Here is a 15192-nt window from a genome sequence, read left to right as displayed (position 1 = left end):
CGGCAAACGGCGGGGTAAGCCGATCGACTGAGTCGAGAGAAGCGAAAATTCGTCTCGAAAAGCGTATCAAGCGAAGTTTCCGCCGGACCCGGACCGCTCGCGGATCTTATTCGTATGCGCCGCGGCTCGGACGTCCGCCCGTTCCGGAGCCTCGTTCGCGCCCGTCCAGATCCGGCGCGGCGGCCAGTACGCCGTCGGGAATGCCGGACCCCGAAGCGGGAGAATCCTTTTTGAGCTTGTAACTGCGGAAGCCCGGTTCGGCAAACCCGGGGTCGGCGAACCGCGATCCGGCGTCGAGTCCCGTCGCTTTCGCATAGGCTTCAAAACCGGTATGCGTGCGGCCTTTCCACGTCCAGGTCGCTTTTTTCGCGTTCGGCGCGAAGTACAGATTGTAATCGAGCCGGCTGCCGACGTTCTCGGCGTATTCGTTAAGGATCAGGGCATGGGAAGCGGACGCGACGAAAATATTGTTGCGAATACGGTTGTCTCGGACGTTGAACTGGATGTAAAGCTGTCCTGTTCCCCATTCCAGCGTATCGTTGTACGCCACCGTATTGCCCGTCACGATGCTGTTCGTCGTCGAGCCGCGATCTTCGTCGTAGCCGCCCATCGCAATCCCGGTCATGGCGTTGCGGACGATCAGATTGCTGCGGACGATAATACCGGAAGTCGAGCGGCCGCCATGTTCCGATGCGATCTCGATGCCGATATCGTTGTTTTCGCTCCGGTTGCGTTCGACGACGATATCCCGGCCGCCGTCGATATAGATGCCGCCGGCCGAATAGGTGCCGTTCGGGATTTTGCGGCCGTAGGACGGATTGCGGACCGACGTGCTTCCGGTCACAAGATTGCCTCGGATGACGCCGTCGCGGGCTTGGTCGTACCGGGCATCCGGCGAGGTGCCTTCAAAGCCGATCGCGTCGATGCCGATGTTGTCGTTGTCGTGGATGTGATTGTTTGCCACGACGAACTTTTCGACGTTGCCGTTCAGCACGAGCGCTTCGCTTGACCCCAGCGTCAAGCCGTACACTTCGTTGCCGGAGACCGTCAGGCCCGAGATCGAATCCGGTGCTTCCGTGCCGTATACCGCGATGCCGTGGGCGTCGCGGCCGATCAGGCCGCCGCCTTCGGGCGAGGCCGTGTTCCCGATGTCGTGGACTTTGTTGTCCAGCAAGCTGACGCTTTCGCCGGCGCCGTGAACGCGGATGCCGATCGGGACGCTGCCCCGCGCGGCCGTTTTGTAATTGCGCAGCTCCAGGCCGCGAATCGTGACGCGGCTTGCGCTGTCCAGCTCGATCAGGCTGTCCATGCCGTCGACGGGCAGGCTCCTGCCGTCAAGCACCGCCGTCTCCGACGGATAGCTCGCGACGGTCAGGCGCGCCGCCGAACCGGCGGCGCCGGGGTTCCCGGCCAGCTTGAGCCGCTGGCGGTATACGCCGCCGCGCAGGTACACGGTGCCGCCGGTCTTCATGGCGGCATCCGCGGCGCGCTGCACGGTCTTCCACGGGCGGGCTTTCGTGCCCGTGCCGGCCTTGTCGCTGCCGCTCGGCGCGACGTAGTAGTAGGGCCTGCCGTCTGCGCGCGCGGCGGCGGGCGACGAGGTGCCCGCGGAAACGGCGGCAGCCAGGGAGACAAGCCTAAAGCAAGCGCCGCGGAAAGAAAGTTTCGGTCTGTCGGACAAAGAGGATGCTCCTTTCGCACGTTCGATTTGCTTTTACATTTGAGCAGCCCGCCGAAAAAAAGCAGGGCCATTTTTCCCCTTTTCCGTTCCCCTACTCCCGATACACCGGCATCGGTACCGTGAAGCTGAAGGTCGAACCGGATCCCCTATCGGATTCGACGCCGATCTCCCCGCCCATCAGTTCGACCAGGTTTTTGCAGATGGCAAGGCCCAGGCCCGTGCCGTTCTGCATTCGGTTGGCAGTCGAAGCCGTTTGGTAAAACGGCTGGAACAGGTTTTTCCGCTCTTCCGCGCCGATGCCGATTCCGCTGTCGCGAATCGCGAAACTCACCAGGATAATGCCTCCGGGCCTCGGCAATCTACGGCCGGAGGGCGTCCCGCCGAGAAGCGCTTTCGCCGTCACGTTCAATTCGATGCCGCCTTCGGACGTGAACTTGAGCGCGTTGCTGAGCAGGTTCATCAGCACCTGCCGGATCCGCTGCTCGTCGCCGAGCAGGATGTCCGGCAGCCCCCGCCCGAATTCGCAGTTGAACGACAGCCCTTTTTGCTGCGCCTGCACCGCGTACAAAGCCGCAACGTCGCCGACCATTGACGCAAGCGCAAGCGGTTCGTGGACGGCCTGCAGTTTGCCGGCCTCCAGCTTCGAGAAATCAAGAACGTCGTTGATCACGTACAGCAGCGCGGAACCGCTCCGATGGATGAGACGGACATATTCTTGCTGCTCTTCGTTTAACGGCGTATCGAGCAGGATATCGCTGATGCCCAATACTCCGTTGAGCGGGGTACGCAGTTCATGGCTCATCACGGCAAGGAAGTCGCCTTTGATGCGCAGCGCTTCTTCGGCTTCGCTTTTCGCCTCGTTCAATTCCCGTTCGGCGCGCCTGCGGTCCGTAATGTCTCTGGAAATGGTGTAAACGTCGCGTACGCCTTTTCCCTCCACCAGCGGGACCATTGTGATGCTGAGCAGAATCTCGTTCCCGCTTTTGCCCCGGATCTTGATTTCGGCGGAATTTGATTCACCCTTTAAAGCTGCTTCGTAACAAAGTGCCAGCCGTGCGCGGTCTTCTTCGACCAACAGCCGTCGGAAACCTTCGTTCCGAAGCTCGTCGAACGTATAGCCGGTAATTTGCTCGGTCGCCGGATTGGCACGCACCAAAAGGCCGTTTTCATATAAGCAGACCGCGTCGGGATTGTATTCGAAAATGGAATCATAGCGGCGTTTGTTCGAATCGGCCATTCTGAGCGCGACTTTCCGATCGATGGACTGGGTGATCATCACAAGCAGAAGAATGAATAAGCTGGCTGCCCCGATCAACATGCCCAGCAGCATCTCGTCCGCGTAATTCCCTCGTTCCATCATGGCCGAGTGCATTGCTGCGCCTTCCATTGGGTGAAAGCGAACCGCCTCCATGGCCGTGTAATGCATGCCTGCCACGGCCCCGCCCAACAGCAGGGAGACGGGCAATTTGGACGATTTTTTCAGATAAACATTGTTATGCCGGCGGTGAAGGGAAGACAGCTTGAGAGCAGCGAACGAAGCTCCCAGTGCGATCACTACGGAAAGTCCTACAAAAAGCGGATCGTAACTCATCCGAAGCGGCATTCTCATCGCTGCCATTCCGCTGTAATGCATGGCCAACATCGCGGTGCCCATCAGCAGCGAGCCGGCCAACAGACTGCCGATCTTCGATACGTCTTCGGCAATCATTCGGAATGCGGCCCACACGGCGGCGATAGGCAAAATAACGGATACCGTAAGCCAGCCCGGCATATAGGTAACGTTGACCGGCAAATGATACGCTAGCATCCCGATAAAATGCATGGACCAAATCCCGAGCCCCATCGTGATCGAGCCGAGCATCATCCAAAGCGTTCGCGCTTTTCCGGTCAATATCAGCACCCGTTCATACACATACAGAGCGCAATAGGAAGAGAAAAAAGAAATGAAAACCGAAAGCAAAACGAAATAAAGCTGGTAAGTTCCGTGAAGTTCCGTCATGATGCCCGTCCTTTCCGATTCATGGGTCATCGTCCGCGCCCGAGATGACGCCGTCGAGCCCTTTTCGGTTTTCCTATCGAATGCCGAAGCGCAGCTCGGCGAAGGTTTTCATTTTGGCGTTCGACTTCCTTTTCATTCTATCATTTGATAATTGCGCGAACATAGCCGAACCGTCTTTATTTTTGCAAAAAAAAGGATGTCCTTTGTCAAAAACGTCCTTCAAATCGGATTTTACGGAAATTTAAGCTTTATAAACCGCTTCATGACCCGGATCTCATCCTCTTTTTCTCTGTGCAGCCGTTGGGCTTCCTCCGCCGCAATTTCGCAAAAAGAAATTCGTTGGCCCGGACGCAGCTGGGCCGCGGCCGGGAGGTCGACTGCCGCGATTTGGGCGATACGCGGGTATCCGCCGGCCGTCTGCCGATCGGCCAGCAGCAGGATCGGATTACCGTCCGGCGGCACCTGCACGGTGCCCTCCGTTACGGCTTCGGACAGCATCTCGAGCGGATGTTCCGGCCGCAGCGGAGGGCCGGACAGGCGGCAGCCCATCCGGTCGCACCGGGGTGTCGCTTCGAACGGGTGCCCCCACCAGGATTCCCGGCTGTCGGACGAGAAGAGGCCGTATTCGGGGCCGCGCATGACACGCACGACCAGATCGGCCCGAGCCGGCGAAATATAGCGGCTGTCCGCGTGCCAGGACACGGATGCGAACGGCGTTGCGCCGCAGGCGGCCAGCTTGCACGCGAACGGCCGCGCCGCTTCGCCCGGTTCACCCAGCGGCAGAACGTCGCCGGCACGCAGTTCGCGCCCTTGGAAGCCGCCGATACCGGCCCGCAGGTACGTGCCCCGCCCGCCCATAACCGACGGCACGTCGAAGCCGCCGGACGCGGCCACATAGGCACGGCAGCCGCTCTGGACGGCGCCGAAGCGCAGTTCGGCCTTTGCCGGCACAAGCACCGGGCGCCACATGGGCAGCGGCGCGCCGTTCACGCTCGGCGACAAATCGCCGCCCGTGACGGCGATCAGCGTCTCTTGTCCGAAACGCAGCACGGCACCGCTCAGCGTCAGTTCGAGGGCCGCCGCGCCTTCTTCGTTGCCGACCAGCGCATTGCCGATTCGAAGCGCATACGGGTCGGCCGCCCCGCCGGCAATCACGCCGTATTTCTGGAAGCCGGCGCGGCCCAGGTCCTGCACGGTCGTCTGCAGGCCGGGCTTCAGAACGGTCACGCTTGGTCGTTCCTTTTCGCGCGGAGCGTTTGCCGGGAAAAGTGCAGGGTTCCTGCCGGGCGCGTCCGTAAGCCCGTTCACGGCCGGATTTTTTGGGACCGGTCCGCGAACGCGGCCGCCTCCCTCCGATTCCAGACATCGGAACTCTTCCGGCGATATCGGCCGGAAGCGGACCCGGTCTCCGGCACGCAGCAGGCTCGGCGGTTCCTCCGACGGACGAAACAGCGCCAGCGGCGTACGCCCGACCAGCTGCCAGCCTCCCGGCGTCGCAAGCGGATAGACGCCGGTCTGCCGGCCGGCGATTCCGACCGAACCGGCAGGAATCGCCGCGCGCGGCGTTGCACGCCGGGGAGCGGCGATACTCTCCGGCATTCCGCCGAGATAAGGGAACCCGGGAGCGAATCCGAGCATGTAGACGACGTATTCGCCGCCCGCATGAATCGCCGCAGCCCGATCCGGCGTTATCCCCGCAAGCGCGGCGACTTCTTCAAGATCGGGTCCGTACTCGCCGCCGTAGCATACCGGAATCTCCACGGTGCGGACTTCTTCCTCGGCCGTCAGTACAACCTCTGCCGCCCGCTTCTCCAGCAGGCCGGCCAAGGTTCGGTATACCGGACCCTGGCCGGCCGATGCCTCGTCCCCGAACATCCCCCGTACGCGGGCGGCCCGGACCTCAAGCGGATCGTAGAACACCGTCACGCAGGAGTAGGCGGGCACGCATTCGATCATCCCCGGGAACGGCCGCTCTTCAAGATCTTCGCTCAATGCCCGGACACGGCGGCGGATCTCGGGGTGGATTCCTCCTTCCCACGCGATACGCATCGCGCATTCGCCGTAAGGCTCGATCCGGGGCATGGCGCGCAGCGGCGATTCCGCTTCGCCAGATTCGATATTCATCATGTCAGACTCTCCTCCCTTTTCCGCTGTGCAATTCCGGCGCAGACACAGATAACGCTGTCAGCTGCGGGACTGCGCACCGCCGCCCGACTCCGGCTCCCGCCCGGCCGCAGACACCCGGATTCCCGCCTGCTCGCATGCCAAGCGGATACGCCGGGCGAATGCCGGCGCGTTCGGACCGTCGCCGTGAATACAGACCGTATCGGCGGCCATCCCGATTTCTTCGCCGTCCACGGTGGACACCCGTCCTTCGCGGATCAGGCGAAGCACCTGGGCGGCCGCCTGATCTTCGTCCGCGATCAGCGCATCCGGACGGCTTCTGTCCGTCAGCGAACCGTCCGACCGGTAGGTCCGGTCGGCGAACACCTCGGCGGCCGTCTCGAGTCCGGCTTCCTCTCCGGCACGTATCAGTTCGCTGCCCGACAGACCGAACAGGACAAGCCGGGAATCGACGCGCAGGACCGCGCGGGCAATCGCGTCCGCCAGGGCCGCATCGCGCGCGGCCATATTGTACAACGCCCCGTGCGGCTTCACGTGGCGAAGCCTGCCGCCTTCCGAGCGGACGAACGCTTCCAGCGCTCCGATCTGGTACACCGTCAGATCGTAGGCTTCTTCCGGCGAGACCGCCAGATTCCGCCGGCCGAACCCGGCCAGATCGGGCAGTCCCGGATGGGCACCGACCGCCGTTCCCCGATCCAGCGCCAGACGAACCGTGCGCCGCATGACGCCGGGGTCTCCGGCGTGGAAGCCGCAGGCGATATTGGCGGAAGTGACATACGGCAGAATCTCGGCGTCGCGCCCCAGCGTATAGGCGCCGAAGCTTTCTCCGAGATCGCAGTTCAAATCGATCAGGCTCATTGCGCTTCCTCCTCTCGGTACATGTCAAGTCGATTATAGTCAATCCGCAGCCTTCCTCACAACAAATCGACCGGCGGAAAGTTTCCACCGGTCGAGGATCGCTGTTTAGCTATTTATTGGATTGCCCGACTTCCAGCTTCGGGCCGGACTTGACGATATCGCTTTGCGGCCGCCAGTCTTCCGCTTCGTCCTTATTGATAGCTTCCCGCGTCGATCGCTTCCTGCTTTTCGTCCAGAATCTCCTGATAGCCCGCGTCCAGATACTGCCGCTTCGCTTCCTCGTACAGCTTGTCGAACTGGTCTTCCGGAGCCAGCGCGACTTTGAGGTACAATTCCTGGAACAGGACGTTGAGATCGGCTTTGTAATCGTTCACGTTCTCGAGCACGACCGTGTACAGCGCGTCCGGCGTACGGAATTCTTCGGTTTCGTTATAGTATTTGACCAGATCTTCGACCAGATACTCGTGTCCCGGCGGCGACCAGTTCCGTTTGTTGGCCGCAAGCGTCGTTTCCGGGTCCGGGTACTGCGCCGTTTCGGTCACAAGCGCCCAATAGTCTTTGTTGTTGTTCTGCGCCAGTACGGATTCGCCTTTGAACTCGGGATCGCGTACGGCGATGCCTTCCGCATCCAGCTTGTAGTTCTGTCCTTCGACCCCGTTCTGCAGCAGGAACAGATTCTCCGGCTGGCTCATCCAATCCAGGTACATCCATACGGCCGCCCGTTCCATGTCGGTCGACTCGTAGTTGATGCCCATAATCATGCCGAACGGCCAGTAAGCGCGTCCTTGGGGCTCCCGGCCTTCGGGTACTCCCGCATACGGAGGCACGATCGCGAATTCGGCTTTCGGGTTGTTTTTCAGCGTCGCTTCGAACACATCCGTGTTATTGGTCAGATACGTGCTGTAGGTGCCCGTTTTGCCCGCCACGAACTCCGCCTTGGTCTTGGAATCGTCGTCGCGCAGGTAGAATTCCCGGTCGATCAGACCGTTGTTATATTGATAATTCAGATTGCGCAGATAGCGTTCCGTGTCGGCCGTCGTGAAATCCGCTACGGACAGGTCGGAGTACAGCGCCCGGTATTTCTCGTCGAACGGCCAGTCGCGGAAGGCATAATTGTAGTTGAACGAGTTCTGGATCAAGCTGCCGCCCGTCGTGCCGAGCCCCGCTTCTTTCCACTTTTCCAGCATCTCGTTGTATTTTTCGAGCGAGGTCAGATCTTCCGTCTTCATCCCTACCTGCTCGACCCAGTCTTTGCGGATGATGCTCGTAAAGTTGTCCGCATTCGGACGCGAAGCGAAGACGAAGGTGTTCTTCTCGTCGATGGTGCCGTACTGCTTGATCGTCTCCCCCATGTTCTTCCAGTAAGTGGGGGCGTAATGCTCCACTTCTTCATGGTTCAGCTCCTGGAGCACTTCTTCGCCGTAATAGGCAAGCGCCTGGGGCATGTCGTAGTGGAAAATGATATCCGGCGCTTTGTGCGAAGCCAGCAGCTGCTCGAAATCCGTCACTTCGCTGCTGCGGGTAATCGGCACAAAGTTAACGCTTACATTGTACTTGTCGCCGAATTCCTTTTGGATCCAGCGGGTATAGAAGTTGTCCGTCACGTTCCATCCTTCAAAAGCACGCTCGTAGACGGGGATATCCAGACTGACTTTCTCGGGGAAGCCTTTGGAATAATCCGCGAACCCTTCGGCCGGTGTCTCCGCAGCCGGAGAACTCGCCGCTTCCCTGCCGCCTCCTCCCGTACATCCCGCCAACATTCCGACCAGCGCAAGACCCGTCACGAACAGCGAAGCTTTTCTTTCCTTTCGACTCATCGCCAGACCCCCTCCATTTTTCTTCAAAAAGTTATGCCTATTCTTTCACCGCGCCCAACATGGTGCCCTGAACGAAATACTTCTGCACGAACGGATAGATACAGATGATCGGAATCGTCGCGAATACGACCACCGCCGCTTTCATGACTTCGGGATTGCTCAGTGTCACTTCGGTTGCCTCAAGCTGGAAGCTCTCGGTCGCCTGGACAATCAGATAATACAGTTTCAACTGCAGCGGGCGCAGATCGACATTATGTTTGATATAGAACAGCGCGTCCTGGTAAGCGTTCCAGCGCCCGACCGCGTAGAAGAGCGACAAGGTGGCCAGAATCGGCTTGGACAGAGGCAGCACGATACTCCAGAGGATCCGGAAGTGTCCGGCTCCGTCGATCCGCGCGGATTCCTCCAGGCTGACCGGCACGCTGTGGGTGAACGTCGTTTTCATGATCAACAGATTGAAGGCGCTGAACGACAGCGGCAGCACCAGCGACCACATCGTATCGAGCATACCCAGATTGTTGATCAGCATGTATTCGGGAATGATCCCGCCGCTGAAGTACATGGTGAACAAGAAGATGAAGGTCAGGGTCGAACGGCCTTTGAGCTGTCTGCGGGACAGCGGATATGCCGCACACACCGTGACGACCATCCCGAGGATGGTGAACAGAACGGTGACGGTCACCGAGACGTAGAGCGAGCGGAGAATACTGGCATCGGCGAAAATCTTGGCGTACGCCTCGAGCGAGAATCCTTTGGGCAGCAGGAAGACTTTGTTCGCGATGACGTAAGCATCTTCGCTGAACGACTTGGCGACGATATGCATATAAGGCAGCAGACAGACGAGGGAAATGACCACCAATGCGGCATGGATCACGAACCCCCAGACATCGAAGCGCTTCTTGCTGCCGACCGGAAGGGATTTTGCGGCTTTCATCGTGTTGCTCCTTTCTTCGAAGGTAGATTCGGATGCCCGGATTACAGCAATCCGTCTTCGCCCATTTTCTTGGCGACCCGGTCGGCCGTCAGCACAAGCACCAATCCGATCAGCGCCTGGAACAGTCCCAGTGCGGTTGCGCGGCTGATGTCTCCGCCCTCGATCCCCCAGCGGTACACCAGTACCGGGATCGTAGTCGTAAATTCGGTCGTAGCCCGGTTCAGGAGCGAGAAGATCCGTTCGAACGAACCGCCCATGACGCCGCCCAGGCTCATGATCAGCAGAGTCACGATGGTCGGCCGGATCGAAGGCAGCGTGATGTTCCACATTTTGCGCCAGCGGTTTGCGCCGTCGACAGTGGCCGCTTCGTACATTTCCGGATTGATACTGCTCATCGCGGCCAGATAGATGATCGTGCCCCAGCCCATACTTTGCCAGATACCGATCGCCAGATAGCTGATGAGCCAGTTCATGTCTTCCTGCAGGAACGGAATCCGGTCTCCGCCCAGCGTCACGATCAGATTGTTGATCATGCCGTTGCCTTCGCCGAGCAGCTGGTACGCCATCGCTCCCACGATGACCCAAGACAGAAAGTGCGGCAGATACAGCAGCGTCTGGTTGACCCGCTTGAACAGAACGTTCTTGACCTCATGCAGCAGCAGCGCCAGGAAGATCGGCACCGTAAAGCTGAAGATCAGATCCATAATGTTGAGCAGCAGCGTATTGCGTACGGCCCGGGCAAAGTCCGGCTTGGCGAACAATTCCCGAAAGACTTCCATCCCGACCCATTCGCTTCCCCAAAAGCCCTTGGCGATCTTGTAGTCCTTGAAGGCCAGGACAAGACCCGCAAGCGGCGTGTATTTGAAGAGAAGCACCAGCGCCAGCGGAAGAACAAGAAGCACGTACAGCTGCCAGTCGCGCCGCAGATAGTACAGCATTCCGTAGCGGTCTTTTTTCGGTAAAGCGGTTTCATTTTTGGGTTTGGCCATACTGATTCCCTTCATGTTGTCACCTCCCGTCTGCTTTTTACCATCCGTCGCCGGAGATGTGCCCAGCATAGCGCCCGCTCCTAGGATCGGTAAACGACGAGTGTTGATGATAAGGGCCATTTTTGATCCCAAGCCCGCCGTTATAAGGTTTCCGGACGTGTTTAAGATCAGTATTGGATACTCGGATCAAAAATGGCGGCTGCCTCACGATACCCGATTCCGGCTTTTGTACGCGCTCGGCGGCATGCCTTCGAACTTCTGGAAAAAGCGGTTGAAGCTGCGCGCGTTTTCGTACCCGACAGCCGCCGCAATTTCGGCAATGGTTCGCTCGTCTTCGAGCAGCATCGGCTTCGCTTTCTCGATCCGCAGCTTGTTGAGCGAATCGATCAGACTGGCGCCCGTTTCTTCGTACACGATTCTGCGCATGTACGAGTAGCTGATCCCGATCTCCCGCGCCATATCCTCGAACACCACTTCCTCGCAGAAATGCTCGCGCAGATAAGCCGAGATCCGTTTCCCGTGCGATACGGCTTCTTCGTCCTCCGGCCGCTTCGCCCGTACGATTCCCGTATAGAATTCGCGCACGTACTGCTGAAGATCGTCCAGCGTATCGAAAGAAGCGATCGTCGAGTAGACGCTGCCGCGGCCGGCAACAATCCGGGCCGCCTGGCTGCCGCTTTCCTGAAGATGTTTGATCGTCACGCCGACCAACTGGTTGTAGATGAACAGGATATTGTCATGGGAAATATAATCGGCTGCCCGGATTTCTTCCGCGATCCGCTTAAGCTCCGCTTCGATCCGCTCCGGCAGTCCGTCGTCCAGGAAATTGAGAATGCGGCGCTCGCTGCACTCGGGGTACATATATTTGTGATCGCGGCGTTCTTCCGCACAGCCGTAATGAATGCCTCCGCTGCCCGCGATCATCCGGCGCTTCACGGCTTCCAGCGCTTCGGCGGCCAGCTCGGGAACGCGCGCCGAAGACTCGGCCCGCCCGCTTACCCCGACCGTAACCGTATGACCGAGCAGCTCTTCCGCTTTGCCCTGAATAGACTCAAGCTTGGAATGAAGCCCGCCGCGGCCGCCGTCTTCTTCGCGATCGTTAAGAACGAGTGCAAAATACCCGTCGCCCCGGTACAGGAAATGCGCGGCCGGACCGTCTTCAAGCAGAACGTCGCAGGCGGCGGACAGCATATGGCGATGGTAGCTGCGCGTCTCCGAATTGTGCTTGGTGACGTATTTCCGATACCCGTCGATCGAAATCGAAGCCACGACAAAATACGGATACGGAAAAATACCGTCCAGCGGACCGTGCGCTTCGCCCTGGAGCAGCCGCTGCACCGTCAGACTGCGCGCGTCGCGTTCGCGTTCGCGCAGCAGCCCGTGCAGCTTGGATTCCTCATCCTGCATCCGGCGAAACGCCGTATCCAGAAAAGCGAATTCGTTCTGCCCGGGCAGATCCAGATAGCCGCGCAGATTGAACTGCCGGACCAGCTCGCGCGCAGGCCGGGACACCCAGGCGGCCAGAAACAGCGTCGCAAACGTGCCGATGAAGATCACCACCACCGTCAGCAGAATAATGCCCCGCTGCTGGGCGTGCGTCCGGGTCAGCATTTCCTGTACGGAATAGGTATTCAGATGCGTCCAGCCGAACGGTTCCGAATGCGTCCAGGCGTACAATACCTGTTCGCCGTCGGCCGTTTTTCGAAAAGCATACCCTTCCTTGGCCGGTTCGCCGCGAAGCTCCTTGTAGAAAGGCAGTTCGTCGGCACCCGTCAGCAGCAGGCTCTTGTCCCCGTTCGAGATGACTGTACCGCTGCCGTCGATCAGGGCGTAATCGGTATTCGCCGCGTTGGATGAAGACAGGTAGTCTTCAAGCTGGCTTTCCCGCAGATTGACGACGATCATGCCTCGCGTTGTCGTCGACAGCCGGCTGAGCGGCAGCACGTACGAGACGACCGGGACGCCGGACTGCAGCGTACGCGCATACCAGACTCCTCCGATTCCCTGCTGGTCTTTGAGCGCATCTTCCACCCAATCGATCGGCTCGTACCGGCTCAGCGGGGTAATGCTCTTGTCCGTCGAGACGACATAATCCGAATCCTCCAGATAGAAAAAGGACGAATAGACCCCTTCCGCTCTCCGGTTCAGGTTCGTCAGCTCCCTCATCACCGCCATCGCGCGGCTGATATTGCCGTAATCCGCGCTCAGATCCGCATAAGCCGGGAACGGACGAATCCGGTCGAATGTGCCGGTAGCGGACAAACGGACCGTATCCTGCGACAGGCTGTTGAGCGCACTCTCGTTCAGCCGGCGCCCGGCGACCAGCTCGGCCAGCGAAGACTCCGCGATCTCCCGCTGCGAGCTTCGCAGGCTCTGTTCGCCGCTGTACCACGTCAAAATGCTGGCCGGGATGACCATGACGATGAACAAAATGCAGGCCAGCTGCAGCGTCATCGGGAAACGTTTCAAGTTAACCCCTCCACTCTTTTTGGGCCAAAACCGACCGACAATTAACTATTTGGTAACGCTTACAAATTTAAATTTGTTAATGACTCCCTCATATATTAATTTATCGAACTCTGGTTTGTCCACGTGCTTTGCCTTTATTTATCGGTTTTATTGCGCCTTTCGAAGATTTTCGCATATAAAAAAGACCGTTAGCCGCATCGATCCCGCGTCTAACGGTCTTTTCTTGTTCGGATTACGCCCGCATATCCGCAATTCGCAGATCGCGGCTGAATACCGCTCCGTCGCTGGAGAGCTTGAACGAAGGGTAGCTGCGGTCCGCTTCAAGCTTCATGACCGGATCAAACTGCTGCTCCTGCTGGCGGTCCGTCCAGAATTCGAACGAATCCGCTTCGACCTTGACGTCGGTATCCCACGGCTTGTCCGCGATCTGGATCGTGACCATGCCGTTGCAGCCGCAGTTGATCGTATCGTAGATCAGCCGGAGACTGCCGGGGCGGCCGCCGAGCTTTTCCTGAAGTTTGCCTGTGGTGTAGTCGTCCATTTGTATGCGCATGATTGATCCCTCCTGCTTTTACTTTACCCGTTTTGGCGAGAAGTGTCAGGTGTTTGGAATCACGGAAGCGTGAAGACTTCGGATTTTCGCTTTGAAATCTTCCACGCTTGTGCCGGGAACATGGGATTCGCGTTCGGCCGATACGGGATCGGAGCCGGGAACCGCCGGGGCGGACAACTCCGCTCCGTAGTGGGCTTCTGCCGCGTTCACCGCTCCGTTCTCGATATCGAATCGTCCTTCATAGACGCCGGATACGCGATAGAGCGGATCGTTCGACGAATCGCCGCCTTTTTTCAAGAACAGGATATGCCGGTCTCCGATTGCGTAAGAAAGCCGGTCCTCGAACGAGACCCCTTCCTGCGTTTCCGGCGGAGCCGTCTCATAAAGGAGGATTTCTTCGGAACCCGAGTGTCCCGCGATCGTGTCCGCCACTTTTGCCGTATAGCCGAGAAAGGGCAGTCCCGGACCTTTGCCGCGCGTGCCGGTGATCTCTACTTCCGCGATCAGATCGGCAGATGCGGTCAGTTCCCGAAGGGAAGCGTAATGGACAGCGATGCTTCCGGATTGGGAGACGCCTCCTAGAGGAAGCGGCTTGTACCGCGTTGTAACCGAATACGTGTGGGGCCGATTGAGAAAAATCAGGACGAGAACGAATACGACGGATAAGGCGGTTAAACGTATTCCATGCTTTTTCATCACGATCCTCCTTCAGTATCTGTTATTGACATAAACGGGCGGAGGCGTGAAAAGTTATAGGTCCGGCGGCGGTTTCTTATGAAGCTTCACCCCTTTTTGCGATAAAAAAGCGGCGCCTTCCCCGTCACTGCCTTAAATACCCGCCCGAAATGCGTCACACTCCCGAAGCCCACTCTCCGCGCGATGACATTCACTTTCAGCGGGGAGCCCAGCAGCAGCGCGATCGCTTCTTTGACCCGGACGCTGTTCACGTACTCCACAAACGTAAACCCCGTCGCTTCCTTGAACGAGCGGCTGATCGCATACGGGCTGACATAATGGCGCTCCGCCAGACGTTCCAGCGTCAGCTCCTCCATATAACGTTCGTTGATATCCCGCACCACTTCGAAAATCCGCTCGTGCATCGGGTTCGACGCCGAAGGCGGCTCTCCGGTCCGCACCGGAAGCTGGCGGCAGCAGGAGATCAGCAGTTGGATCGTCAGCGTCCGCGCGTAATCTTCGTACCCCGGCCGCTTCTCCTGCACCTCGCGCACCACCTGCTCCGCCAGCGTATCGATCGCGGCGGAAGCGTACGTACCTTTTTTCAACAGCAGGTAATCCCGCTCGAACAGCGGACGCAGCCCTTCGGTTCGGGCAGCTCCGTCGGCGCTCAGATACCGCTCATGCACATTGACCACCAAGCGCTCGTAATCCGGCGTCTGTGCCTGAGTGGTCCGATGGAGCACATTCGGTGCGACGACGACGATATCCCCCGCTTCGATCAGCAGCGTACGGTCTTTGATAAAAAACTTCCGCTGCCCGTCCATCATGTAGAAAAACTCGTACGTCGCATGAAAGTGGCTCGTCGTCATCCGGTAGCTCGGCCCGCTGCGATAATGCACCAGAAACGTCTCGCTGCCGTTGTCGTAATACAGTTCTTCCATGCTTGGCCTCCTTCGGCGTTCCGGACTTTTCTCTCATTATATAGGTGCAGCGCAGGATCGCAAGATCCGAGAGGAAATCGCAAATTCAGGCAAAATATGTACAGTTCACCATGCTAGGATACGGATATAGAACGCTTACACAAGTACAC

General features: G+C 58.9%; 11 protein-coding genes. All 11 read right to left on the bottom strand.

Annotation, left to right across the window (positions count from 1 at the left end; translation table 11 throughout):
• Positions 1–106: 106 nt before the first annotated feature.
• On the bottom strand, positions 107–1681 hold the full coding sequence (locus HOP44_RS10835; RefSeq protein WP_246369739.1) for a right-handed parallel beta-helix repeat-containing protein: 1575 nt from the start codon (positions 1679–1681) through the stop codon (positions 107–109).
• Positions 1682–1772: 91 nt separating this feature from the next.
• Positions 1773–3581 carry a sensor histidine kinase gene (locus tag HOP44_RS10830; RefSeq protein WP_343059861.1) on the bottom strand — a complete coding sequence of 603 codons (1809 nt, stop codon included), beginning with the start codon at positions 3579–3581 and terminating at the stop codon, positions 1773–1775.
• A gap of 330 nt (positions 3582–3911) precedes the next feature.
• The gene (gene pxpB / locus HOP44_RS23145) at positions 3912–5807 is read right to left on the bottom strand and encodes a 5-oxoprolinase subunit PxpB (RefSeq protein WP_343059847.1); all 1896 of its coding nucleotides are present in this window, start codon (positions 5805–5807) and stop codon (positions 3912–3914) included.
• 57 nt (positions 5808–5864) lie between these two features.
• Positions 5865–6662, bottom strand: coding sequence for a LamB/YcsF family protein (locus HOP44_RS10815; RefSeq protein WP_172253187.1), 798 nt, complete (start codon positions 6660–6662; stop codon positions 5865–5867).
• Positions 6663–6853: 191 nt separating this feature from the next.
• Positions 6854–8479 (bottom strand): type 2 periplasmic-binding domain-containing protein, encoded by a 1626-nt coding sequence (locus HOP44_RS10810; protein ID WP_172253186.1) that lies wholly within the window; start codon positions 8477–8479, stop codon positions 6854–6856.
• Positions 8480–8516: 37 nt separating this feature from the next.
• On the bottom strand, positions 8517–9413 hold the full coding sequence (locus tag HOP44_RS10805; protein WP_172253185.1) for a carbohydrate ABC transporter permease: 897 nt from the start codon (positions 9411–9413) through the stop codon (positions 8517–8519).
• A gap of 41 nt (positions 9414–9454) precedes the next feature.
• Entirely contained in the window at positions 9455–10417 is a 963-nt protein-coding gene (locus HOP44_RS10800; RefSeq protein WP_172253184.1) for an ABC transporter permease, read from the bottom strand.
• A gap of 189 nt (positions 10418–10606) precedes the next feature.
• On the bottom strand, positions 10607–12871 hold the full coding sequence (locus HOP44_RS10795) for an AraC family transcriptional regulator (RefSeq protein WP_172253183.1): 2265 nt from the start codon (positions 12869–12871) through the stop codon (positions 10607–10609).
• Between the two features lie 232 nt (positions 12872–13103).
• On the bottom strand, positions 13104–13424 hold the full coding sequence (locus HOP44_RS10790) for an iron-sulfur cluster biosynthesis family protein (protein WP_172253182.1): 321 nt from the start codon (positions 13422–13424) through the stop codon (positions 13104–13106).
• A gap of 45 nt (positions 13425–13469) precedes the next feature.
• A complete protein-coding gene (locus tag HOP44_RS10785) occupies positions 13470–14120 on the bottom strand; it encodes a hypothetical protein (RefSeq protein ID WP_172253181.1) in 651 nt (216 codons plus the stop codon).
• Between the two features lie 86 nt (positions 14121–14206).
• Positions 14207–15043 carry a helix-turn-helix domain-containing protein gene (locus tag HOP44_RS10780; protein WP_172253180.1) on the bottom strand — a complete coding sequence of 279 codons (837 nt, stop codon included), beginning with the start codon at positions 15041–15043 and terminating at the stop codon, positions 14207–14209.
• Between the last annotated feature and the right edge of the window lie 149 nt (positions 15044–15192).

The organism is Saccharibacillus deserti, from assembly GCF_013618475.1.
In the GTDB taxonomy this organism is placed as follows: domain Bacteria; phylum Bacillota; class Bacilli; order Paenibacillales; family Paenibacillaceae; genus Saccharibacillus; species Saccharibacillus deserti.
The sequence above is the reverse complement of the archived record's forward strand: the minus strand, read 5'-3'. Positions and strand labels throughout refer to the sequence as shown.

Coding starts and splice junctions, on each gene's coding strand:
- pxpB (WP_343059847.1), bottom strand. CDS start 5,807: ATGATGAATATCGAATCTGGCGAAGCGGAATCGCCGCTGCGCGCCATG.
- HOP44_RS10815 (WP_172253187.1), bottom strand. CDS start 6,662: ATGAGCCTGATCGATTTGAACTGCGATCTCGGAGAAAGCTTCGGCGCC.
- HOP44_RS10810 (WP_172253186.1), bottom strand. CDS start 8,479: ATGAGTCGAAAGGAAAGAAAAGCTTCGCTGTTCGTGACGGGTCTTGCG.
- HOP44_RS10805 (WP_172253185.1), bottom strand. CDS start 9,413: ATGAAAGCCGCAAAATCCCTTCCGGTCGGCAGCAAGAAGCGCTTCGAT.
- HOP44_RS10800 (WP_172253184.1), bottom strand. CDS start 10,417: ATGAAGGGAATCAGTATGGCCAAACCCAAAAATGAAACCGCTTTACCG.
- HOP44_RS10790 (WP_172253182.1), bottom strand. CDS start 13,424: ATGCGCATACAAATGGACGACTACACCACAGGCAAACTTCAGGAAAAG.
- HOP44_RS10785 (WP_172253181.1), bottom strand. CDS start 14,120: ATGAAAAAGCATGGAATACGTTTAACCGCCTTATCCGTCGTATTCGTT.
- HOP44_RS10780 (WP_172253180.1), bottom strand. CDS start 15,043: ATGGAAGAACTGTATTACGACAACGGCAGCGAGACGTTTCTGGTGCAT.